17 protein-coding genes are annotated in these 19,160 nt (G+C 66.0%); 5 read left to right on the top strand and 12 right to left on the bottom strand.

What is annotated here, in order from left to right; all coding sequences use genetic code 11:
• Window positions 1-41: 41 nt before the first annotated feature.
• The gene (locus JQ507_18065) at window positions 42-536 is read left to right on the top strand and encodes a MarR family transcriptional regulator (protein ID QRI73396.1); all 495 of its coding nucleotides are present in this window, start codon (window positions 42-44) and stop codon (window positions 534-536) included.
• Here JQ507_18065 and JQ507_18060 read toward each other — a convergent pair.
• From JQ507_18060 to JQ507_18045, 4 genes are all read right to left on the bottom strand, one after another.
• Complete coding sequence (locus JQ507_18060) at window positions 508-1,776, bottom strand: O-antigen ligase domain-containing protein (protein QRI66927.1); 1,269 nt, start codon at window positions 1,774-1,776, stop codon at window positions 508-510. The two genes, JQ507_18065 and JQ507_18060, sit on opposite strands and share 29 nt — an antisense overlap.
• A 71-nt stretch (window positions 1,777-1,847) precedes the next feature.
• Entirely contained in the window at window positions 1,848-3,389 is a 1,542-nt protein-coding gene (locus JQ507_18055; GenBank protein QRI66926.1) for an undecaprenyl-phosphate glucose phosphotransferase, read from the bottom strand.
• Between the two features lie 114 nt (window positions 3,390-3,503).
• On the bottom strand, window positions 3,504-4,643 hold the full coding sequence (locus tag JQ507_18050; protein QRI66925.1) for a glycosyltransferase family 4 protein: 1,140 nt from the start codon (window positions 4,641-4,643) through the stop codon (window positions 3,504-3,506).
• A 3-nt stretch (window positions 4,644-4,646) separates the two neighbouring features.
• Complete coding sequence (locus JQ507_18045) at window positions 4,647-5,273, bottom strand: polysaccharide export protein (protein ID QRI66924.1); 627 nt, start codon at window positions 5,271-5,273, stop codon at window positions 4,647-4,649.
• A 173-nt stretch (window positions 5,274-5,446) separates the two neighbouring features.
• On the opposite strand from JQ507_18045, the gene JQ507_18040 reads away from it, so the two are divergent.
• Window positions 5,447-7,765, top strand: coding sequence for a lipopolysaccharide biosynthesis protein (locus JQ507_18040; protein QRI66923.1), 2,319 nt, complete (start codon window positions 5,447-5,449; stop codon window positions 7,763-7,765).
• Window positions 7,766-7,774: 9 nt separating this feature from the next.
• Here JQ507_18040 and JQ507_18035 read toward each other — a convergent pair whose 3' ends face one another.
• Entirely contained in the window at window positions 7,775-9,112 is a 1,338-nt protein-coding gene (locus JQ507_18035; GenBank protein ID QRI66922.1) for an MFS transporter, read from the bottom strand.
• 338 nt (window positions 9,113-9,450) lie between these two features.
• Here JQ507_18035 and JQ507_18030 point away from each other — a divergent pair, with 338 nt between their 5' ends.
• Window positions 9,451-10,389, top strand: a complete 939-nt coding sequence (locus JQ507_18030; GenBank protein QRI66921.1) for a LysR family transcriptional regulator — start codon at window positions 9,451-9,453, stop codon at window positions 10,387-10,389.
• Between the two features lie 15 nt (window positions 10,390-10,404).
• Here JQ507_18030 and JQ507_18025 read toward each other — a convergent pair whose 3' ends face one another.
• Entirely contained in the window at window positions 10,405-11,598 is a 1,194-nt protein-coding gene (locus JQ507_18025; protein QRI66920.1) for a GNAT family N-acetyltransferase, read from the bottom strand.
• 181 nt (window positions 11,599-11,779) lie between these two features.
• Between JQ507_18025 and JQ507_18020 the strand changes: the two genes are divergently transcribed.
• Complete coding sequence (locus tag JQ507_18020) at window positions 11,780-12,808, top strand: polysaccharide deacetylase family protein (protein QRI66919.1); 1,029 nt, start codon at window positions 11,780-11,782, stop codon at window positions 12,806-12,808.
• Here the strand turns inward: JQ507_18020 and JQ507_18015 are convergent.
• Window positions 12,805-13,014 carry a DUF2842 domain-containing protein gene (locus tag JQ507_18015; protein QRI66918.1) on the bottom strand — a complete coding sequence of 70 codons (210 nt, stop codon included), beginning with the start codon at window positions 13,012-13,014 and terminating at the stop codon, window positions 12,805-12,807. The two genes, JQ507_18020 and JQ507_18015, sit on opposite strands and share 4 nt — an antisense overlap.
• A 103-nt stretch (window positions 13,015-13,117) precedes the next feature.
• On the opposite strand from JQ507_18015, the gene JQ507_18010 reads away from it, so the two are divergent.
• Window positions 13,118-14,203, top strand: a complete 1,086-nt coding sequence (locus JQ507_18010; GenBank protein ID QRI66917.1) for a COX15/CtaA family protein — start codon at window positions 13,118-13,120, stop codon at window positions 14,201-14,203.
• Between the two features lie 4 nt (window positions 14,204-14,207).
• On the opposite strand, the gene JQ507_18005 is transcribed toward JQ507_18010, so the two are convergent.
• The 5 genes from JQ507_18005 to JQ507_17985 are packed head-to-tail and all read right to left on the bottom strand — an operon-like array spanning window position 14,208 to window position 19,022.
• On the bottom strand, window positions 14,208-15,062 hold the full coding sequence (locus tag JQ507_18005; protein ID QRI66916.1) for a carboxylating nicotinate-nucleotide diphosphorylase: 855 nt from the start codon (window positions 15,060-15,062) through the stop codon (window positions 14,208-14,210).
• On the bottom strand, window positions 15,059-16,609 hold the full coding sequence (locus tag JQ507_18000; protein ID QRI66915.1) for an L-aspartate oxidase: 1,551 nt from the start codon (window positions 16,607-16,609) through the stop codon (window positions 15,059-15,061). The genes JQ507_18005 and JQ507_18000 overlap by 4 nt, the downstream gene beginning before the upstream one ends.
• On the bottom strand, window positions 16,606-17,592 hold the full coding sequence (gene nadA / locus JQ507_17995; protein QRI66914.1) for a quinolinate synthase NadA: 987 nt from the start codon (window positions 17,590-17,592) through the stop codon (window positions 16,606-16,608). Before nadA ends, JQ507_18000 begins: the two co-directional genes overlap by 4 nt.
• 54 nt (window positions 17,593-17,646) lie before the next feature.
• Complete coding sequence (locus tag JQ507_17990) at window positions 17,647-18,603, bottom strand: hypothetical protein (protein ID QRI66913.1); 957 nt, start codon at window positions 18,601-18,603, stop codon at window positions 17,647-17,649.
• A gap of 14 nt (window positions 18,604-18,617) precedes the next feature.
• Window positions 18,618-19,022: a hypothetical protein gene (locus tag JQ507_17985; protein QRI66912.1), complete on the bottom strand. Its 405-nt coding sequence runs from the start codon at window positions 19,020-19,022 to the stop codon at window positions 18,618-18,620.
• Window positions 19,023-19,160 lie beyond the last annotated feature (138 nt).

Here is a 19,160-nt window from a genome sequence, read left to right as displayed (position 1 = left end):
TGGGAGTCGCATTGTCAAGTGCAACGTTGCGCAAAGCGCTGATGCAGGAACTCGAGGAGGCGTTGCGCCGGTCATCCGCGCAGGGCGTGATGTACGGCCAAGCCGTTGCAAACATGGCCGGAATTTCCAATTCCGACATGGAATGCATGGACATCCTCCAGCTCGAAGGGCGGGTGACCGCGGGGCGCCTCGCCGAAGTCACCGGGCTGACGACCGGCGCGATCACCGGCGTGGTCGATCGCCTGGAAAAGGCGGGTTACGTGCGCCGCGAGCGCGACGAGAGCGACCGCCGCAAGGTCTTCATCTCGGTGGTGGAGGAAAAGGCGGTGGAGATCGGCAAGTTCTACGTGCCGATGCAGCAGGAGATGCACAAGCTGTGGAGCAGCTACACCGACGACGAGTTGCGGCTGCTGCTGCGCTTCGCCAATGACGGCTACAAGGGTGTGCTGCAAGCGACCGAAGCATTGAAAGCGGTGATCGACACGCCGCCGGAGCAGCGCGCCGAACTCAAGCTACCGCCGAAGTCTCGTCGCTGACCTCGATCGATGCCGCGCGGGCGCGCTCGGTTGCCGCGTACATGCCCCACATCGTGCCCAGCATCATCCAGAAATGCCGCCAATGGTCAGTATCGATGATGAAGCTCTCGCCGGCGATGCCGAGGAACGCCGAGAAGATCGCCAGATAGTCGCGCTGCCACGGCACCCGCGAATAGATGTAGCGGAAGCCGATGATCGCGCTGACGAACACCAGCGCCGGATAGCAGATGCCCGAGATCCAGCCGCCCGACATGAAGGCGTTGAGGAACGAGTTGTGGGTGTCCTCGGGGAAGTAGGTGTGGAATTGCAGCGGCCCGATGCCGAACGGCAGTTCGAGCGCCATCTGGGCGCCGAGGATGTGGCGGCCGAACCGGCCGAAGCGGCCTTCGTCGTAGCTCTGGTCGAAGCTTGCGCGCTGCTTGAACATGTCGGCGACCGTGCCGATCGACAGCAGCACCGCAATCAGCGCAACCGCCAGGATCGCGGCGATCAAGGTCATCACGATGATGCGCGAGCGCTGCGCCTGCGAGCGGCTGGTGAACACCATCAGCGCCAGCATGAAGGCCGCGGTGACAATCAGGCCACCCCAGGCGGCGCGGGAGAACGACAGCAGGATCGCGAGCGAGATGATGCCGAAGGCGATGGCGTTGCGGAACGCCTTGCCGAAGCGGTCGGAAACTACACTTTGCAGCGTGAACAGCGCCGGCAGGATCAGGAACGCGCCGAGCACGTTGGGATCCTTGAAGGTGCCGCGGGCACGATCATACAGCGTCAAGAGGTCATAGCCGCCGGGCACCAGATGGAAGTAGCCGGCGATGCCCGCCAGCGAGGCGATCATCGCGCCGACGATCAGGCCGCGGCGCAGCATGTCGAGGCGCGCCTCGGTGTCCTCCGACATCACCATTGCGAAGAAGATGACGGTGACGGCCATGTACCAGGAGGTGAGGACCCAGTTCACCACCTCCGGCTTGTCGAGGAACGGCACCGCGCCGATGCTGTAGCCGACATTGAGCACGATCAGCGCGAACAGCAGTGGCATGAACACGAGCTGCATGCGCAGGCCCGTGGCAAAGAACAGCACGCAGGCGGTCAGCGTGACCAGTTCATACGGGCTCGGCTCGATGAACACGATGGCGATCGACGCGCCGGCGAGCCACACCAGCGCCCGCTGCAGCGCCAGCACGCCTGACGGCGCCGATGTCAACGATTGGGACGTCCCGGCTATCGCCGCATAGGCCATCGGATACTCACGCAACGCAACAGACACAAAGTGACGCGCTTTGGTGAGGGCGTCAGTGACGGCAATCGAACTCAGTACGCGTTCTCGTGCTTTGTAATCAGCGAGAACGGGGTCTTGAGCAGGATGTAGAGGTCGAACAGCACCGACCAGTTCTCGATGTAATAGAGGTCGTATTCGACACGCTTCTGGATCTTCTCGTCGGTGTCGACCTCGCCGCGCCAGCCGTTGATCTGAGCCCAGCCGGTGATGCCGGGCTTGACACGGTGGCGAGCGAAGTAGCCGTCGACCGCCTCGTCGAACAGGCGGTTCTCCAGCTTGCTCTGCACCGCGTGCGGCCGCGGGCCGACCAGCGAAAGATTGCCCTTCAGCACGACGTTGAACAGCTGCGGCAGTTCGTCGAGCGAGGTCTTGCGGATGAAACGGCCGACGCGGGTGACGCGCGGGTCGTTCTTGGTTACGACCTTGGAGGCGGTCGGATCGGCCTGGTGGTGGTAGAGCGAGCGGAACTTGTAGACGTCGATCCGCTCATTGTTGAAGCCGAAGCGCTTCTGGCGGAACAGCACCGGGCCGGGGCTGTCGAGCTTCACCGCGAGCGCCACCAGTCCCAGCACCGGGAGCGCCGCAAGCAAAGCCAGGCTGCCGACCACGCGGTCGAACAGCCATTTCAGCACCAGGTCCCAGTCGGTGATCGGCGCCTCGAACACGTCGAGCGTCGGCACCTTGCCGACATAGGAGTAGGAGCGGGGGCGGAAACGCAGCTTGTTGGTATGGGCCGACAGGCGGATGTCGACCGGCAGCACCCAGAGCTTCTTCAGCATCTCCAGGATGCGGGTCTCGGCCGAGATCGGCAGCGCGAACAGCACGAGGTCGACGCGGGTGCGGCGGGCGAACTCGACGATGTCGTCGACCTTGCCGAGCTTCGGCGCGCCGGCGCAGGTCTCCATCGCGCGGGCGTCATTGCGGTCGTCGAACACGCCGAGCACATGGATGTCGGTGTCGTCGTCGGCATTCAGCGCCTCGATCAGCTTCTCGCCGTTCTGATCGGCGCCGACGATGATGGTGCGGCGGTCGAGCCGGCCGTCATGCGCCCAGGCGCGGACCATCGAGCGCAGTGCCAGCCGCTCGGCGATCAGGAGAGCAAGGCCGACGCAGAAGAACGATGACAGCCAGACCCGCGAGACTTCGCCGCCGAGCTTGACGAGGAAGGAGATCCCGATGAACAGCAGGAACACGAAGGCCCATGACGAGATCATCCGCGTCATCTGGCGGAGCTGGCTGCGGAAGATCTGCACCTGGTAGATGTCGGCGGCCTGGAAGCAGACCACGGCCGCCGCCGACATGCCGAGGATCGAGCCGATGTATCCCCAATGGATCGCGCCGGCGAACGGGCGCACATAGGCGAGATAAAGCCCGATGCCGACCAGGCTTAGCAGCACGAAATCGGCGAGGCGAACCACGCCGGCGATCACGACAGGCGAGTAGGCGCCGCCAACCTTCTGATTGGTGACGGCGAGCGCGGCCGGCGACAGGCGGCGGCGGCGTTCGACCTGCGGCTGGGCAGCCGTCGCAGACGCAGCGGCATCCAGCATCGAGCGAGCGTTAAACGGTTCCACGGCTCCACGTCCATTCCTGCGCTTGCAGATGGTCATCCGCGCGCAGCAGCGAAATTCCCCGGACGTGACTTAAGGTGACAAATCGGAAGAAACGGTTACGGGCGCAAGAAATGGTTAACGTTTGGCAAATGCGTCGCGATAGCCGGCCAGCACGCCTTCGACCATGGCGCTCTGCGAGAAATGCTCGGAGATTCGTTCGCGCAGTTTTTGCGCCCGCGCCGCGGTCGCCGTCGGGTTGTCGAGCGCGGCCTTGATGGCGTCGGCCATCGCGGCGACATTGCTCGGCGCGAACAAGGCGTCGGTGTGGGTATCGAAGATTTCCGGAATGCCGCCGACATTGGCGGCGATCATCGGAATTCCCGCAGCGCCCGCCTCGATCACCACATAGGGCATCGAATCGCCGCGCGACGGAACGACCAGCAGGCTGCCTTTCGAGAAGCCGTAGCGCGCCTTGACGTGGCCGATGAAGCGAACGGCCTCGCCGAGCGAGAGCCGCTTCACCTGCTCCTTGAGCCGTTCGAACTCCTCGCCGTCGCCGCCGAGCGTCAGCGTCACCGGCTTGCCGCCGGCCCGCAGCCTGGCGACCGCCTCGATCAGCAGGTCGGCGCCCTTGATGCGCCGGAATTCGCCGACATAGGCCACATCGCTGGCATCGTCGGCCTTGGCAACCGGTTCGAATTCCTCCGACGTGACGCCGTTGAAGACGCAACGCACAAGGCCTGAGGGCTTGCCGACGGTGCGCTGATAGGTGTCGCGGGCAAACGCGCTCTCGAACAGGAACAGGTCGGTGCTGTTCATCAGCGTGCGCTCGAGCTGGCTGTAGAAGCGGCCCTTCCAGGTGTCGAGCGGGTAGTGCAGCGAGCCGCCATGCGGCGTGTAGACCCGGATCACCTTGTTCGACCGCCGTCGCAGCCGGACATAGGCACCGGCCTTGGCGCCATGGCCGTGCACCACGTCGGGTTTCAGCTTGCGGATCAGGCCGGCGATATGTGCCCAGACCATCAAATCGGCAAAGCGCGGCTCGCGGCGTATCGCGACCCGGTGGACGCCGAGCTTGAGGCGCGGCTCGATCTCGGCAAGCACTGCGTCGGCACGCGTGCCACCGGTCAGGCTGTCGGCGACGATGCCGACGTGATGGCCGCGTTCGATCTGGCCATTGGCAACGTCGAGGATGTGACGGATGATGCCGCCGACCGGGGCACGGACGACGTGCAGGATGCGCAGCGGCTGGTCCCGATTTTGATCCTGCGCCATCGATCAGAACCAGCGTTCGCCGACGAACACGGTGTCCCCGGGGCCGATCGGCGTGCCGAGGGGAGCTGTGAAGCGGCCGGCGCCCGATGCATCGGTGTGGGTGAGGGTGACCTCGTCGCGCCGTGCGCGCGGCGAGAAGCCGCCGGCGATCGCCACCGCGCTCTCGACCGTCATGTTGGGCACATAGGGATATTGGCCGGGGGCCTGGACTTCACCGAGGATGAAGAACGGCCGGTAGGATTCGATCTCGACCGCCACCGAAGGGTCGCGGATGAAGCCGTTGCGCAGCCGCGCGGTGATCTCGGCGGCAAGCCCGGCAGGCGTGCGGCCGCGTGCCGGCACCGAGCCGATCAGCGGCATCGTGACCGCGCCGGCGGCGTCGATCGCGTACGAATTGGTCAGGCCTTCCTGGCCATAGACCACGACGCGGAGCTTGTCGCCGGGGCCTAGATTATAGGCCTCGCGCGTCGGCGCAGGCTCGGCATAAGCCGCCGGCCCGGCGAAGGAGGGCTGCCCGTAAGCCATCGAATCGAGGGCCGGGTCGCCGGCAAGCGGCGAGGTCCGTCCCATGCAGCCCGACAGCGCGAGCGCAGCAACCAGACAAACGAGGGGGGCGCGCAGATCGCGCATGTGAGGAATCCCGCGACAAAATATAGGCTCGATTAACGGCACTCATGGTTAATAAAACATGACGGTGCGGTGGTGGTCGCATCCGTCAACCGCGCCGATTAACCCAGCAGCAACCTTAATGGACTGTAATCGCCGGCATTGAGGTGGAATCGCGGCGTCCGCGGGAGTTCGTTATGCGTTTTGCATTCTGGCGTACAGGCAAGGAAGAGGCCGTCGTGCAGCGGGCGCTGCCGAAGTCGGCGCCCGTCGCCGGCGAGGCCGTTGCGAAGCCGGCTGTGCCGATGTCGGCCCCGGACGAGCCGGCGCGTACAGCGCCGGCAACCGATCTCGACCTCCATGTGCTCGGACGCGCGCTGGCGCGCAAGCGAAGCTGGATCGTCGTGCCGACGGTGCTGGTGTTCGCGTTGTCGCTCGCTGCCGTCAACGTCGTGACGCCGCGCTATAAGTCGGAAGCGCGAATCCTGATCGACAATCGCGAGAATGCCTTCCTGCGCCCGAACGGCGAGCGCGACCTCGAACGCACCTCGCTCGATGCCGAGGCGGTGACGAGCCAGGTGCAACTCGTGATGTCGCGCGATCTCGCGCGCGACATAATCAAAAAGAACAAGCTGGCCGAGCGTCCGGAGTTCGATCCGGTGCTGCGCGGCTTCTCCCCGCTGAAGTCGCTGCTGGCGCTGTTCGGCATCGGCCGCGATCCGTTCAGCCTGACGCCGGAAGAGCGGGTGCTCGACGCCTTCTATGAGCGCTACCAGGCCTATGCGGTCGACAAGTCGCGCGTCATCGTGGTCGAGTTCCAGTCGGAAGATCCTGATCTCGCCGCCCGCGTCGCGAACTCGATCGCGGACGGTTATCTCGTGCTGCAGCAGGCGGCACGGCAGGACCAGGCCAAGTCCGCCAGCACGTGGCTGCTCGGCGAGATCGACAAGCTGCGCACCAAGGTCGCCGACGCGGATTCGCGTGTCGAGGAATTCCGCTCCAAGTCGAGCCTGTTCGTCGGCACCAACAACATCCCGCTGTCCAACCAGCAGATGGGTGAGCTGAACACGCAGCTCAACAATGCCCGCGCCCTGAAGGCCGATGCCGAGACCAAGGCGCGGTTGATCCGCGAGATGATTCAGAGCGGCAAGCCGATCGAGGCTTCGGAGGTGCTCAATTCCGAGCTGATCCGCAGGCTCGCCGAACAGCGTGGCACGTTGCGTGCCCAGCTCGCCGAGCAGTCGTCGACGCTGCTAGACAACCATCCGCGCATCAAGGAATTGAAGGCGCAGATCGCCGACCTCGACCGGCAATTGCGCGAGGAAGCGGGCAAGATTTCGCGCTCGCTCGATAACGACGCCCGCGTCGCCGACGGCCGCGTCCAGGCGCTGCAGGCGAGCCTGGACCAGTCGAAGAAACAGGCGTCGTCGAGCAACAGCCAGGACGTGCAGCTCCGCGGGCTGGAGCGTGAAGCCAAGGCGCAGCGCGATCTGCTGGAAGCCTATCTTGCGAAATATCGCGAGGCGACCGCACGCGAGAACATCGAGGCGGCGCCGACCGACGGCCGCATCATCTCGCGCGCCACGGTCTCCAACACGCCGGCCTATCCGAAGAAGCTGCCGATCGTTCTGATCGCGACGCTGGCAACGCTGTTGCTGTCGTCCGGGATCATCATCACCGGTGAATTGCTGCGCATCTCCGCGCCCGGTGCGGTGGGCCGTGCCTTCGCGCCGGCCGCCGCCGTGATCCGGCGCCGCGAACCGGTCATGGAGACTGTCGCCGTGGACGAGCCGGCGCCGAGGCTGCCGCCTGAACCCGCGCTCGCATCGCCGGTCGCGCCCAGCCTTTCGCCGGAGCCGGCGGCGCCATACGAGCCCGTCATCAGCGAGCCGCAGCCTGCACCCGCCCGGACCGTCGATGAGATCGATGCGCTGGCCGAGCGGCTCGTCGCGTCCGGTCCCGCCGCCCACAAGGTCACGGTGCTCGGCCCGGCCACCGGCGAGAGCGTCACGCTGACCGCGCTGACGCTGGCCCGTCTGATGGCGCGCCAGGCCAAGGTCGTGGTGGTCGATCTCGTCGCATCCGCGCCGGTGTTGGCGGCGGCCACCGTCGATCCCGCCGCGCCCGGCCTTGCCGAATTGATGCAGGGTGAGGCGACGTTCGCGCAGATCATCACCAAGGATCGGCAGTCGCGGGTTCAGATCGTCAGCGCCGGCCGTCCGGGCTTCGATCGCGCGCACCTGCAATCGCCGCGGCTCGCGCTTGCGATCGACGCGCTGCTCCGGGTCTACGACCACGTGCTGCTCGACGCCGGCTCGGCCGTCGACCTGCCGGCCGAGCTGCTGACCGCGAAGGCGCAGGCCGTCGTCGTGCCCGACCCCGCAATGGCCCAGGATGCCCGCCATCAGATGGTCGATCAGCTCAGGGCCGTCGGCTTCTCCGAAGTGACGATGTTGAGCAAGCCCTGCGCGCCCTCGGAAACGGTCGCGAGGGGCCCGCGGGTGGTGGCGGCCTGACCGCCACCCTCAATGCGCCAGCATCGGCTCGCGCGCGGCGCGCTCCAGGACCGGATCGATCCGAAGCCGGATCGTGACCAGCGCGCCGATCAAGCCGACGACCGCGAGCAGCAGCAGGCCTGCGGTGAAGCCGCCGGTCAGGTCCTTCAGATAGCCCATGGCGAACGGGCCGGCGAAGCCTGAGAGATTGCCGAGCGAATTGATCGCGGCGATGCCTGCCGCGGCCGAGGCGCCGTTCAGGATGCTGGCCGGCATCGGCCAGAACATCGGCGGCACCGCCGACACGCCGATCTGCGCGAGGCAGAGCAGGCCCACGATCAGCACCGGACTGGAGACCAGCCCGGCGAGGCCAATGCCGACGGCCGCGAGCACCAGCGCGCCGGCAACGTGATAGCGCCGCTCGCCGGTCTTGTCGGAATGGCGGCCGAGCAGCACCATGCCGACCGCGCCGAACACGAAGGGCAGGGCTGCGATCAGGCCGGTCTGCGTGTCGGTGACGCCGAAAGCCTTGATGATGGTAGGCAGGAAGAACGCGACGCCGTAGCTGGCGGCGTTCAGGCAGAAATAGACGAGGGCGCAGGCGAGGACGCGCGAATCGGTGAGCGACTGCATCACCGAGATGTGCTCCACGGCTTCCTTCTTCTGCCGCTCGGTCTCGAGGGTGTTCTGCACCCACTTGATCTCGTCGGGCTGCAACCAGTTCGCCTGACGCGGGAAGTCGGGCAGCATGGCGAGCACGGCGAATCCGACCAGGACCGACGGCAGCGCTTCGCAGATGAACAGCCACTGCCACCCGGTCAGGCCGGCGCCCGACAAATTGAGCAGCAGGCCTGAGATCGGTGCCCCGATGATGCTGGAGATCGGGATCGCAAGCATGAACAGGCTGATGACGCGGGCCCGATAGATCGTCGGGAACCAGAGCGTCAGATAGAAGATGATGCCGGGGAAGAAACCGGCTTCGCAGGCGCCGAGCAGCAGGCGCAGGAAGTAGAAGATCCACTCGCTGGAGAGGCCGGTCGCCGCTGACATCTGCGGGATGAACGCGAATGCCGCCGAGACGATGCCCCAGCTGATCATGATGCGGGCGATCCAGCGCCGCGCGCCGAACCGTTCCAGCAGGATGTTGGAGGGGACTTCGAAGAAGAAGTAGCCGACGAAGAACAGTCCCGCGCCGAGCCCGTAGGCGGCTTCGCTGAGGCCGAGCGCCGTGTTCATGTGCAGCTTGGCGAAGCCGACATTGACGCGATCGAGATACGCCACGAAGTAACACAGGATGAGGAACGGAATCAGCCGTCGCATCATCTTTCCGATCGCGCGCTTCTCGACATCGTCGCTCATCGTTCCCATCCCTTCTGGCTATTTGTATTGGCGCAAGGTCACCGCGCTGTCCGGGGTGAACCATTGTACACCCGCAGCGGTCCGTCGCTTTGTCCTTGCAAGCCTGCTTGCAAGCCTTGCATTCATTCTTGTGTAATCGACGGCCGCGTGACTAATGGCATTTGGGAATGGAGCCACGGCGAAACTGTCATGATGCACTGCGGTATGGTCGCGGGAACTCGAGTGTTTCCAGCGAAGTGGACGCCGGGTCGCGTGGAGTAAGGCGCGTCTAGACAAGAGGCTGGAGTCCCGTTCGTTCCGATTAAATCGGATCGGACGGCTCTGGCCGGGCAGGATGGTAGCGGGCCGTGATCAATAATCTGAAGTTGCGCCAGTTGCGCCTGCTGGTCGCGCTCGACAGCGAGCGCAAGCTGCAGCTCGCGGCCGAGCGCCTGAACATTACCCAGTCGGCGGCATCGAAGATGCTGGCCGAGATCGAGGCCGTGGCGCGGGTTCCGTTGTTCGAGCGAACGGCGCGCGGCGTTGAGCCGACCGCCTATGGTTCGATCTTGATCCGTGGTGGCCGGAGCGTCCTCGCGGACCTTGACCGGGTCACCAATGAGTTCGCCGGTTACCGGTCCGGCGAGCTTGGCACGGTATCGGTCGGGACGGTCGCCAAGCCCAGCATCGACCTTGTTGTCGACGTCATGCAGTACCTTGGCGAGAAACTGCACCGGGTGAGCATTTCGCTCGACGTCAGCACCAGTCCGCCGCTCGTTGCGCGTCTTCTGGCGCTTGAGCTCGACTTCGTCGTGGCGCGAATTCCGGCCGGCGTCGATCCCGGACAATTCGACTATCACGCGATCGGCGCCGAGCAGGCCGGCTTGCTGGTTCGCGCCGAGCATCCGCTCGCCGGTCTCGACAGCGTCAATCTCGAGGATACGGTCGACCTGCAATGGATCATCCAGCCGCGGGAATCCTTCATGCGCCAGGGGCTGGAGCGGCTGTTCTACAGCCGGGGCATTGCGCCGCCCCAGCGCATCATCAACACCGAGTCGTTCTTCGCGTCGATTGGGATCGCGGCGGGCATCGATGCGATCGTGCCGGTGCCGCTCCTGATCTTCGATCTGCTCGATCCGCAGCGCTTCAAGATGCTTCGTATCCGCGACCAGCTGATGCTCGAGAGCTACGGGTTGATCAAGCTGCGCAAGCGGGCGTTGTCGCCGGCCGCGATGCTGGTGTTCGATGCGATGATGCGGCTTGGCGTCGCGAACGGCCGCGCGGCGCCGGATGGCTCGTCGCCGTAGCGCCGCCGGTCGTGCTCAGCGGAACATGCTGCGCAGGTTCTGCGCGATTTCGAACAGCGCCGGATTTTGTTTCACTGCGCGCTTGGCGCGGCTGATGGCCGAAAGCGCGGTGGCCGCCGGCTTGCCGCGCAGGCTGAGCGGAATGAAGCTGTCGACGATCGCTTCGTCGTCCTTGCAGAACAGCCGCTTGTACTCGTCCGAGCCGATGCCGAGGTCGAAGGCGCGATAGTTCAGGCCGGCATGGCGATCGATGATGTCGCGCATCAGGATCAGGCCGGGGCTGAACTTGGAATTGGCCGACATCGTGTAGGTGTTGAACATCATCGAGAAGCGATGACCGTCGGACACGCCGGCAAAGATCGCGATCACTTCCTCGTCGCACTCCAGCGCGTGGATGTCGATCGCATAGCCCTTGCCGTCGGCGCGCGGCGCGAGGCAGGCGGTGCGGATGAACTGCTCGATGCCCGGCTCGGCGAACACGTTGGGCAGCTTCTGCTCCGCCATGCGCTCCGGCTTGACGCGGAAGAACCAGTCGAGCAGTCGGCAGACGTCGGCGCCGTTATCTGCGACATGATAGCGGTAGCCCGGCAGCGCCTGCAGCTTGCGTTCCTTGCCCTTGAGGCGTCGGCGGAACGAGTTGCTGATCAGCGAAGCGGGTGCCGCGCCGGGCTCGATGACCAGCAGTGGGCAGTCGTTCACCGATGTCTGATGCGGCAGCAACACCATCGGATTGGGCTGGTCCTGCCAGCGCAGCGGCTGCTGACACAGCATCAGCGCGTCGGCACGGGATCGCTCGGCGATTGAGCCGATCAAGGCCGAGATGTCGGCTTCGGTCGCGTTGGCGGCGAAGTCGCGGTCGTACAGCGCCATGTTGAAGGTGGCATGTTTGCCGCCCATGAAGCTTGCGCAATTGGCGCCCAGGCGCTGTTCGACGGCGAGCGGCAACAGCAGCAGCGGACGGCGCTCGCTGTCATGGGCCACCACGATGAAGGGCCGCAGGCCTTCGCGCTCGCCGACCTGGCGTTGCCAGGAGGCAAGGAAGTCGAAGCGCTGATAGGGTGTGTAGCTGTGTTGCGGTGTTTCGAGACTGCGCCAGGTCGCCTCGGCTGCAGTGAGGTCGTGAAAGATGTCGACGCCGGCGATGCGGATTGCGTTCGGCCATGTTCGCGTGCCCGCCGTCTGGCCTTCCATTGCCGCCGCCATGGTCATCTCGGAACCCAAATTTTTTAAGGTATTAATTTACAGTTCTCGGCTGAGGCCGACCTTCGCAGGGAAATGTCAACAAAGAGTAATAACAATCGCCCGACGGTGGACGTGTGGGAACCGCCGGGCGAGGCAAGGACGGTAGGGGATCTTGGCGCCGGACCGGGGGATTTTGCGGCGAGCCCGGATGGAGCTCGCATATTTCAGCGGCGCCTTCCGGCTGCGGGAGCGCGAGACCGGGGGCGCCGGGGTGATCCTGCGTTTCGCGCGCGTCCGTCCCGCCCGTCGGGCCCGGTTCCAGCCGCTGAGACCTCACGAGGTCTCGCCAGCATTCCTCGATCGCACGATCCGCGCGCTGAAGCGCTGGAAATACGACATCGTCGGGATCGACGAAGCCTGCCGCCGCGCGGTGACCATGCCGGAGCGCCGCCGCTTCGCCTGCCTGACCTTCGACGGTGCCAGCAAGGACATCGTCACCCATGCCTATCCCGTGCTCGCCAGGCATTCCGTCCCCTTCACGCTCTATCTACCGACCGCGTTTCCGGACGGCGTCGGCGCGGCGTGGTGGCTGGTGCTCGAGGACATTATCGCGCGCGAGAGCCGCATCAGCCTTGTGATCGACGGCCGGGAACGGCATTTCGTGGTCTCGACGCTGTCGGACAAATACGAGCTGTTCGATTTCCTGTCCGGCTGGCTGCGCAAGCTGTCGCCGCCTGATCTGTCCTATGCGGTGAACGATCTCGCGCGGCGCTATTCGGCCGACGCTGCGCAACTGTCACGCAGCGCCTCACTCGACTGGCAGGATCTGGCGAAGCTTGCCGCGGATCCGAACGTGACGTTCGGCAGTGCCACGGTGAACTATTCCGCTCTGTCGAGCCTCAGGGACGCCGACGCAGAGCGCGAGATGGCGATGGGAAAGGCCGTGGCCGAAAGTGCGCTCCGGCGGCCGGTCAGGCATTTCGCGTATCCCTTCGGGGATCGCGAAGCATTCGCCCGTGCACATGTCGTGATGGCCGAGGAAGCGGGCTTTGCCAGCGCGGTGTCGACCATTTCCGGCGTGGTCGAGGCGCAGGGCCGCACCAACCTCTACGCACTGCCGCGCATCGCGTGGGACGGCCGCGTCCGCTCGCTGCGGATCATGCGGGTGCTGCTCTCGGGCGTGATGTTCGCGCCGGTGCGGCCGACGCGGAGCGCGCGGGAGCAGGGCGTGCTCTAAGCGCGATCGGGGCGCGACATCCAGGACACGATCGGCATCGCCGGCAGCACCCAGCCGAGCCCCGCGACGACGTAGAAGACGGCCTGCAGCAGCCCGGAGTTGGCGAGCCACGGCGTCTGGGCGACCGTCATGCCGAGCAGCGACCACACCACGACCAGGATGAGCAGGAAGATGGTTCCGAGCAGTTTGCGGGTGCGTATGGCCATGGCTTGTACGTGTAACTCGTGATCCTGAACGTCTTCGGCGGTGCTTGCGCCGCGGGCGCGCCGGACTATAAGGGGCCCGAAAATCCAATCAAGTCAGGGCGAAATGGCCGGTATTTCCGCAAAGACATCGCAGCTCCGCGCCGTCAGGGTATGGCTGATCGCGGTCGCCGGCCTGATCGCGCTGATGGTCCTGGTCGGCGGTGCCACGCGGCTGACCGAGTCCGGCCTGTCGATCGTCGAATGGAAGCCGGTGACCGGCGCGCTGCCGCCGCTGACCGAGGCGCAGTGGACCCAGGCCTTCGCGGGCTATCAGAAGATTCCGCAATATCGCGAGCTCAACGCCGGGATGACGCTCGCCGAGTTCAAGACGATTTTCTGGTGGGAGTGGAGCCACCGGTTGCTCGGCCGGGTGATCGGCGCCGCCTATCTGCTGCCGTTCCTGTATTTCCTGTGGCGCGGCGCGGTGAGCGGTGAGCTCGGCCGCCGGCTGTGGGTGATCTTCGGCCTCGGCGCGCTACAGGGCGGCGTCGGCTGGTGGATGGTGGCGTCCGGCCTCTCGGAGCGCGTCGAGGTGTCGCAGTATCGGCTGGCGACGCATCTGGTGCTGGCGCTGCTGATCTTCGCGGCGATCGTCTGGACGCTGCGACGGCTGACGGACCGCCCCATAGTGATCGCGCCGCTCAGGCTGAAGATCACGAGCGCGGCGCTGCTCCTGCTCACCTTCCTGCAACTCTATTTCGGCGCGCTGGTCGCTGGCCTGCGCGCGGGCCGGGTTTACAACACCTGGCCCGAGATCGACGGCGGCTTGATCCCGTCGGCCGACCGGCTGTGGTTCGAGACGCCATGGTGGCGCAATTTGTTCGACAACACGCTGACGGTGCAGTTCGAGCATCGCATGACCGCCTATCTCTTGTTCGCGCTGGCGATCGCACACGCGATCGATGCCGTGCGGTCGCGCGCCGGCGGCGGCGTGATCGCGGGCGCCTGGTGGCTGGTTGCGGCGATCACGCTGCAGGCGACGCTCGGCATCCTGACGCTGCTGCATCAGGTTCCGATCGATCTGGCGCTGACGCACCAGGCGGTCGCGATCGTCGTACTGACGCTCGCGGTGTTGCAGGCCGAGCGGTTTGCCGCGCGCCGAACGGAACAAGGCCAGCCGAATCTCGTTCCGGCTGGCCAGTCCCTTTGATCGATCACGACAGGTAGTCGAGCCCGATATCGAGCGCGGCCGAACTGTGGGTGATCCAGCCGACCGAGATCAGGTCGACGCCGGTGGCGGCAATCGCCGCGGCAGTCGCAGCCGTGATGCGGCCGGAGGCTTCGGTGATCGCCTTGCCGCGTGCCATCTGAACCGCCTGGCCGAGCTGCTCGGTCGTCATGTTGTCGAGCAGAACGGCGTCGACGCCGAGCGCCAGCGCTTCCTCGAGCTGCGACAGCGTGTCGACCTCAACCTCGATCTTGACCATATGGCCGGCATTGGCCTTGGCGCGTTCGATCGCGGTGCGGATGCCGCCTGCGAGCGCGATATGGTTGTCCTTGATCAGCATCGCATCGTCGAGCCCGAAACGGTGATTGCCGCCGCCGCCGGCGCGCACCGCATATTTCTCCAGCGCCCGCAGTCCCGGCGTGGTCTTGCGGGTGTCGACGATTTGTGCGCGCGTGCCCGCGACCGCTTTCACCAGCGTGGCGGTTGCGGTCGCGACGCCGCTGAGATGGCAGAGGAAGTTGAGCGCGGTGCGCTCCGCGGTGAGCAGGCCGCGGGCCGGGCCGTCGATGATCGCGATCACCTGGTCGGGCTCGACCGCGCTGCCGTCGGGTCGCTCGGCGCGCAGCTCGATCGCTGGTGACACCATCTGGAACGCTGACCGCGCGACGTCGAGTCCGGCGATCACACCGGGCTGCCGCGCCCGCATCACCAGCCGCGCCTGCTGGCCGGCCGGCACGATCGCATCCGCGGTGATATCGCCGGCGCGGCCGAGATCCTCGCGCAAGGCGGTCTGCACGATCGGCTCGTACAGCAGCGGCAACAGGGGATTGAGGGTGGTCATGAGCGGGCACTCCTGGCTGAAGGCTTGGATTCGACGATGTCGCGCGCGGCGGCGAGCGCCTCGGCACGGGTGAGGGACGATGGAGCCGCCGACAAGGCGGTGTGCGGGAAATCGCTGCGGAAATGACCGCCACGGCTTTCCTCGCGCCTGATTGCCGCGACGGCGATCATCAAGCCGACCAGCGCAGCGTCGGATGCAGCATTGGGACCGCGCGCGAGCGGATAGAGACTGCGGATCGCACGCGCGATCCCGTCGCGGTCACGCAAGACGCCAAGCCCCTGCGTGAGGATCGGGCGCACCGCGGAGGGATCGGCTGCCGGCGGCATGGGATCGTCGCGCAGCATGGCGCGCGGACCAGCGCTCATGCCTTCGACGCCTTCGGCGACCCAGCTTGCGCAGACGATCGCTTCCATCAGCGAGTTGCTGGCAAGCCGGTTGGCGCCGTGCAGGCCGGTGCGCGCGGCCTCGCCGCAGGCCCACAGGCCCTGCACGGTGCTGCGGCCAAAACCGTCGACCGCGATGCCGCCCATGTGATAGTGGACCGCCGGCCGGATCGGGATCGGATCATGGGCGGGATCGATGCCTGCCATTTTGCAGAACGCGCTGATCACCGGATAGCGCTGCACAAAATCCGCGCCCGGATTCTTGCGCGCATCGAGGAAGGTGCGATGCCCGGCGGCACGATGGCGCCACACCGCACGCGCGACGATGTCGCGTGGCGCAAGTTCGGCGCCAGGCTGATCGGCCATGAAGCGTTGCCCGGTCTCGTCGATCAGCACAGCGCCGTCGCCGCGGATCGCCTCGGTCAATAGCGGCATCGGCCGCGACGGCCCGTCGAAGGCGGTCGGATGGAACTGGACGAACTCGATGTCCGACAGTGCTGCGCCGGCATGCGCTGCGAGCGCGAGCCCCTGGCCGAAACATCCGCCGGGGTTGGTGCTGTCGGCGAACAGCCCGCCAATGCCGCCGGTCGCGATCACGACGCGGTTGGTCGTGATCGCAAGCCGGCCGCGGTCGCTCGCCGCGAGCACGCCCCTGACCGCATTGTCCTCGACCAGCAGCCGGCGCGCCTCGACGCCTTCCAGCAACGTGATCGACGGTGTCCGACGGACCGCGGCGATCAGCGCGCGCATGATCTCGCGGCCGGTGCCGTCGCCGGTGGCGTGTACGATGCGGTTGCGGCCGTGCGCGGCCTCGAGCCCGAGCCGCCAGCTGCCGTCGGCGCGACGGTCGAAGGCGACGCCGAGTTCGGCCAGTTGTTCGACGGCGGCAGGCGCAGCATGAACGATCCGGCTCGCCGCCGCTGCGTCGCAAAGGCCTGCGCCGGCCGCGATCGTATCGGCGAGATGCAGGGCAGGCGTGTCATCCGCGCCGACTGGCGCGGCGAGGCCGCCCTGCGCCCACATGCTGGAGGCTTCCGCGCCGAGCGGAGATTTGGAGATCAGCACGACCGGCTCGGGCGCGAGCTGCAGTGCGGTCATCAGTCCTGCGGCGCCGCCGCCGATGATGACCGGGCGGCCGTTCAGATTGGAGAGATCGGTACTCATATGGCCAGCATCCTTTCGACGCTCTTGCGCGCGCGATCGGCGATTTCGGGGTCGATCGTGACTTCATGCTGGTTGGTCTCCAGCGCGTGGCGGATGTTCTTCAGCGTGATCCGCTTCATGTGCGGGCAGAGATTGCAGGGGCGGACGAAGTCGACGCCGGGATTGCGCGCCGCGATGTTGTCGCTCATCGAGCATTCGGTCAGCAGCACGACGCGCGGCGGGCGCTTGGTCTCGACGAATGTCTGCATCGCCGCCGTCGAGCCTGAGAAATCCGCTTCGGCGACGACGTCGGGCGGGCATTCCGGGTGCGCGAGGACCGTGACATCCGGATAACTCTCGCGCAGCTGGCGCACGTCGTCTGCGGTGAACAGCTCGTGCACCTCGCAATGGCCCTTCCAGGCGATGATCTTCTTGCTGCTCTGCTTGGCGATGTTCTGCGCCAGATATTCATCCGGCAGCATGATGACGCGCTCGGCGTCGAGCGATTCCACGACCTTGAGCGCATTGCCCGAGGTGCAGCAGATGTCGGACTCGGCCTTCACCGCCGTTGAGGTGTTGACATAGGCGACGACCGGCGCGTCCGGATAGCGCGCGCGCATCAGCCGCACGTCCTCGGCCGTGATGGAGTCTGCCAGCGAGCAGCCGGCTTTGAGGTCAGGGATCAGCACGGTCTTGGCTGGGTTGAGCAGCTTCGCCGTCTCGGCCATGAAGTGCACGCCCGCGAGCACGATGACATCGACGTCGACCTTGGTCGCCTCGCGCGCGAGCAGGAGGCTGTCGCCGACGATATCGGCGACGCCATGGAAGATTTCCGGCGTCTGGTAATTGTGAGCCAGCACCACGGCGTTGCGGCGGCGCTTCAGCTCCAGGATCGCGTCGACGTCCTCGGCGAATGTAGCCCATTCGAACGGCGGGATGACGCGTTTGACGCGCTCATAGAGCGGCGCGGTCCGGGTGAGAAGATCGGTATCGAGCAGGGCCATTTATACTCTCCATGAGCATAAGATGGCTTATACTTATCCTGAGCATAAGGCGTGTCAAGTGCGCGAAAGCGGAAGCTTGGTGCCGGCGACGGCCCTCTCGGCCAATACGCCGTGGCGGAAGCGGAACAGCTTGGCCGGCCGGCCGACGGTATCGGCGGCCATTGCACCAGTCTCTTCAACGAGTTCCTGCTGCTCGATGAGACGGCGGAAGTTCTGCTTGTGGACCAGCCGGCCTGCAAGCGCCTCAACACTGCGTTGCAATTGCAGCAGGGTGAACTCGGCCGGCATCAGTTCGAATACCACCGGACGGTATTTGATCTTGGCGCGCAACCGCGCGATCCCGGTCGCCAGGATGCGGCGATGATCCGCCGTCATCGGCTTGCCCGGCACGACCGACGCCTCGCGGCCGCGCGCGCGGTTCGCTTCCGGAATCAGCGATGCCTCCCAGAGCAGTTCGTAGCGCTGCAGCACCAGTTCTTCATTCCAGTCACGCTCGTCGAGACCGAAGGTGATGGCGCAGCGCTGCCAGCGCTCGCGCTGCAACGTCGGTGAGGGGGCTTCCTTCGCCCACGCCTTCAGCTTCGGCGCGATCGTCTTGGCGATGAAGGCCGGTGCACCGTCGCGATGATCTTCCCAGGGAAAGTAGTCGTACCAGCCGGACCAGTGCGCCTCAAAACCTTCGCCGACCCGGTCCTCGCGGGTCAGGCCGAGATAGCTGATCGAAACGCTATGCGGCCCCTTGGCGTCGCCGGACCGGCCGCGGTCGGCAAAGGTGTAGAGCTGCTCGACATAGCCGAGCGGGTGGCCGGTCTGCGCCTCGACCCAGGCCCGCAGCGCGGTCTGCAGCGAGCGATGCGTGAACTCGAACGGGCCGCTCGGCAGCGCGGCGCCGCCGGCGATGGTCATGATCTTCGGCGTGCCGTCGGTGACGGCGACCAGCACCGCGACGAGGTCGGCGGTGACCGCATTTCCCGAAGCCGGTGCGCTGGATTTTTGCGGCGATCTGGCCACGCGTTCGTCCCGCGCTAGCAGTAGCCGTAGACGCCGCAGGCGTAGGGCAGGCGGTCCCAGTAGTCGACATAGGCACCGCCATAGTACGGGCCGAGATAGCTGTAGGAGCCGGCGTTACCGTAATAGCCGGGCAGCGACGACGACCCGGGCAGCAGCGGTTCTCCCCGCACGAACGGGATATACGGCGCTGAGTTGAGCGGGATCACCTTGGGCTCGACGACCACGAGCTGGCGGCCGCGCCGTACATAGGTCGGACCTGTAATGGTGGTGCGGTAGGCGTAGTGCGGGCGCGGCAGGCCCGCGGGCAGCTGGCGCGCAGCCTTCACGGCGGCGCTCTTCGGGGGGACGGGGCCGTCGGCAGCATCAGCAGGCGACATCGCAGACAGTGCGATCGCGAGCGGCAATATCCAGCGCAGCATCAATGGTCTCCCGAATCATCCGGAGCCTACCACTGCCACTTTAAGCCGGATTGAACGTTAACGGGTGGCCTGCTGGCATTAAGCGTTAACGGACAAGGCGGTCGCGTTGGAGAGCGTCCGGAGCGATGCAGGGCACCG

Origin of the sequence: Bradyrhizobium sp. PSBB068 (assembly GCA_016839165.1) — a bacterium.
GTDB lineage: Bacteria > Pseudomonadota > Alphaproteobacteria > Rhizobiales > Xanthobacteraceae > Bradyrhizobium.
Note: the sequence above shows the minus strand (reverse complement) of the source record. Positions and strands in the feature narration are given on the sequence as shown.

Coding starts and splice junctions, on each gene's coding strand:
- JQ507_18065 (QRI73396.1), top strand. CDS start 42: ATGCAGGAACTCGAGGAGGCGTTGCGCCGGTCATCCGCGCAGGGCGTG.
- JQ507_18060 (QRI66927.1), bottom strand. CDS start 1,776: ATGGCCTATGCGGCGATAGCCGGGACGTCCCAATCGTTGACATCGGCG.
- JQ507_18050 (QRI66925.1), bottom strand. CDS start 4,643: ATGGCGCAGGATCAAAATCGGGACCAGCCGCTGCGCATCCTGCACGTC.
- JQ507_18045 (QRI66924.1), bottom strand. CDS start 5,273: ATGCGCGATCTGCGCGCCCCCCTCGTTTGTCTGGTTGCTGCGCTCGCG.
- JQ507_18040 (QRI66923.1), top strand. CDS start 5,447: ATGCGTTTTGCATTCTGGCGTACAGGCAAGGAAGAGGCCGTCGTGCAG.
- JQ507_18035 (QRI66922.1), bottom strand. CDS start 9,112: ATGGGAACGATGAGCGACGATGTCGAGAAGCGCGCGATCGGAAAGATG.
- JQ507_18025 (QRI66920.1), bottom strand. CDS start 11,598: ATGACCATGGCGGCGGCAATGGAAGGCCAGACGGCGGGCACGCGAACA.
- JQ507_18020 (QRI66919.1), top strand. CDS start 11,780: ATGGAGCTCGCATATTTCAGCGGCGCCTTCCGGCTGCGGGAGCGCGAG.
- JQ507_18015 (QRI66918.1), bottom strand. CDS start 13,014: ATGGCCATACGCACCCGCAAACTGCTCGGAACCATCTTCCTGCTCATC.
- JQ507_18010 (QRI66917.1), top strand. CDS start 13,118: ATGGCCGGTATTTCCGCAAAGACATCGCAGCTCCGCGCCGTCAGGGTA.
- JQ507_18005 (QRI66916.1), bottom strand. CDS start 15,062: ATGACCACCCTCAATCCCCTGTTGCCGCTGCTGTACGAGCCGATCGTG.
- JQ507_18000 (QRI66915.1), bottom strand. CDS start 16,609: ATGAGTACCGATCTCTCCAATCTGAACGGCCGCCCGGTCATCATCGGC.
- nadA (QRI66914.1), bottom strand. CDS start 17,592: ATGGCCCTGCTCGATACCGATCTTCTCACCCGGACCGCGCCGCTCTAT.
- JQ507_17985 (QRI66912.1), bottom strand. CDS start 19,022: ATGCTGCGCTGGATATTGCCGCTCGCGATCGCACTGTCTGCGATGTCG.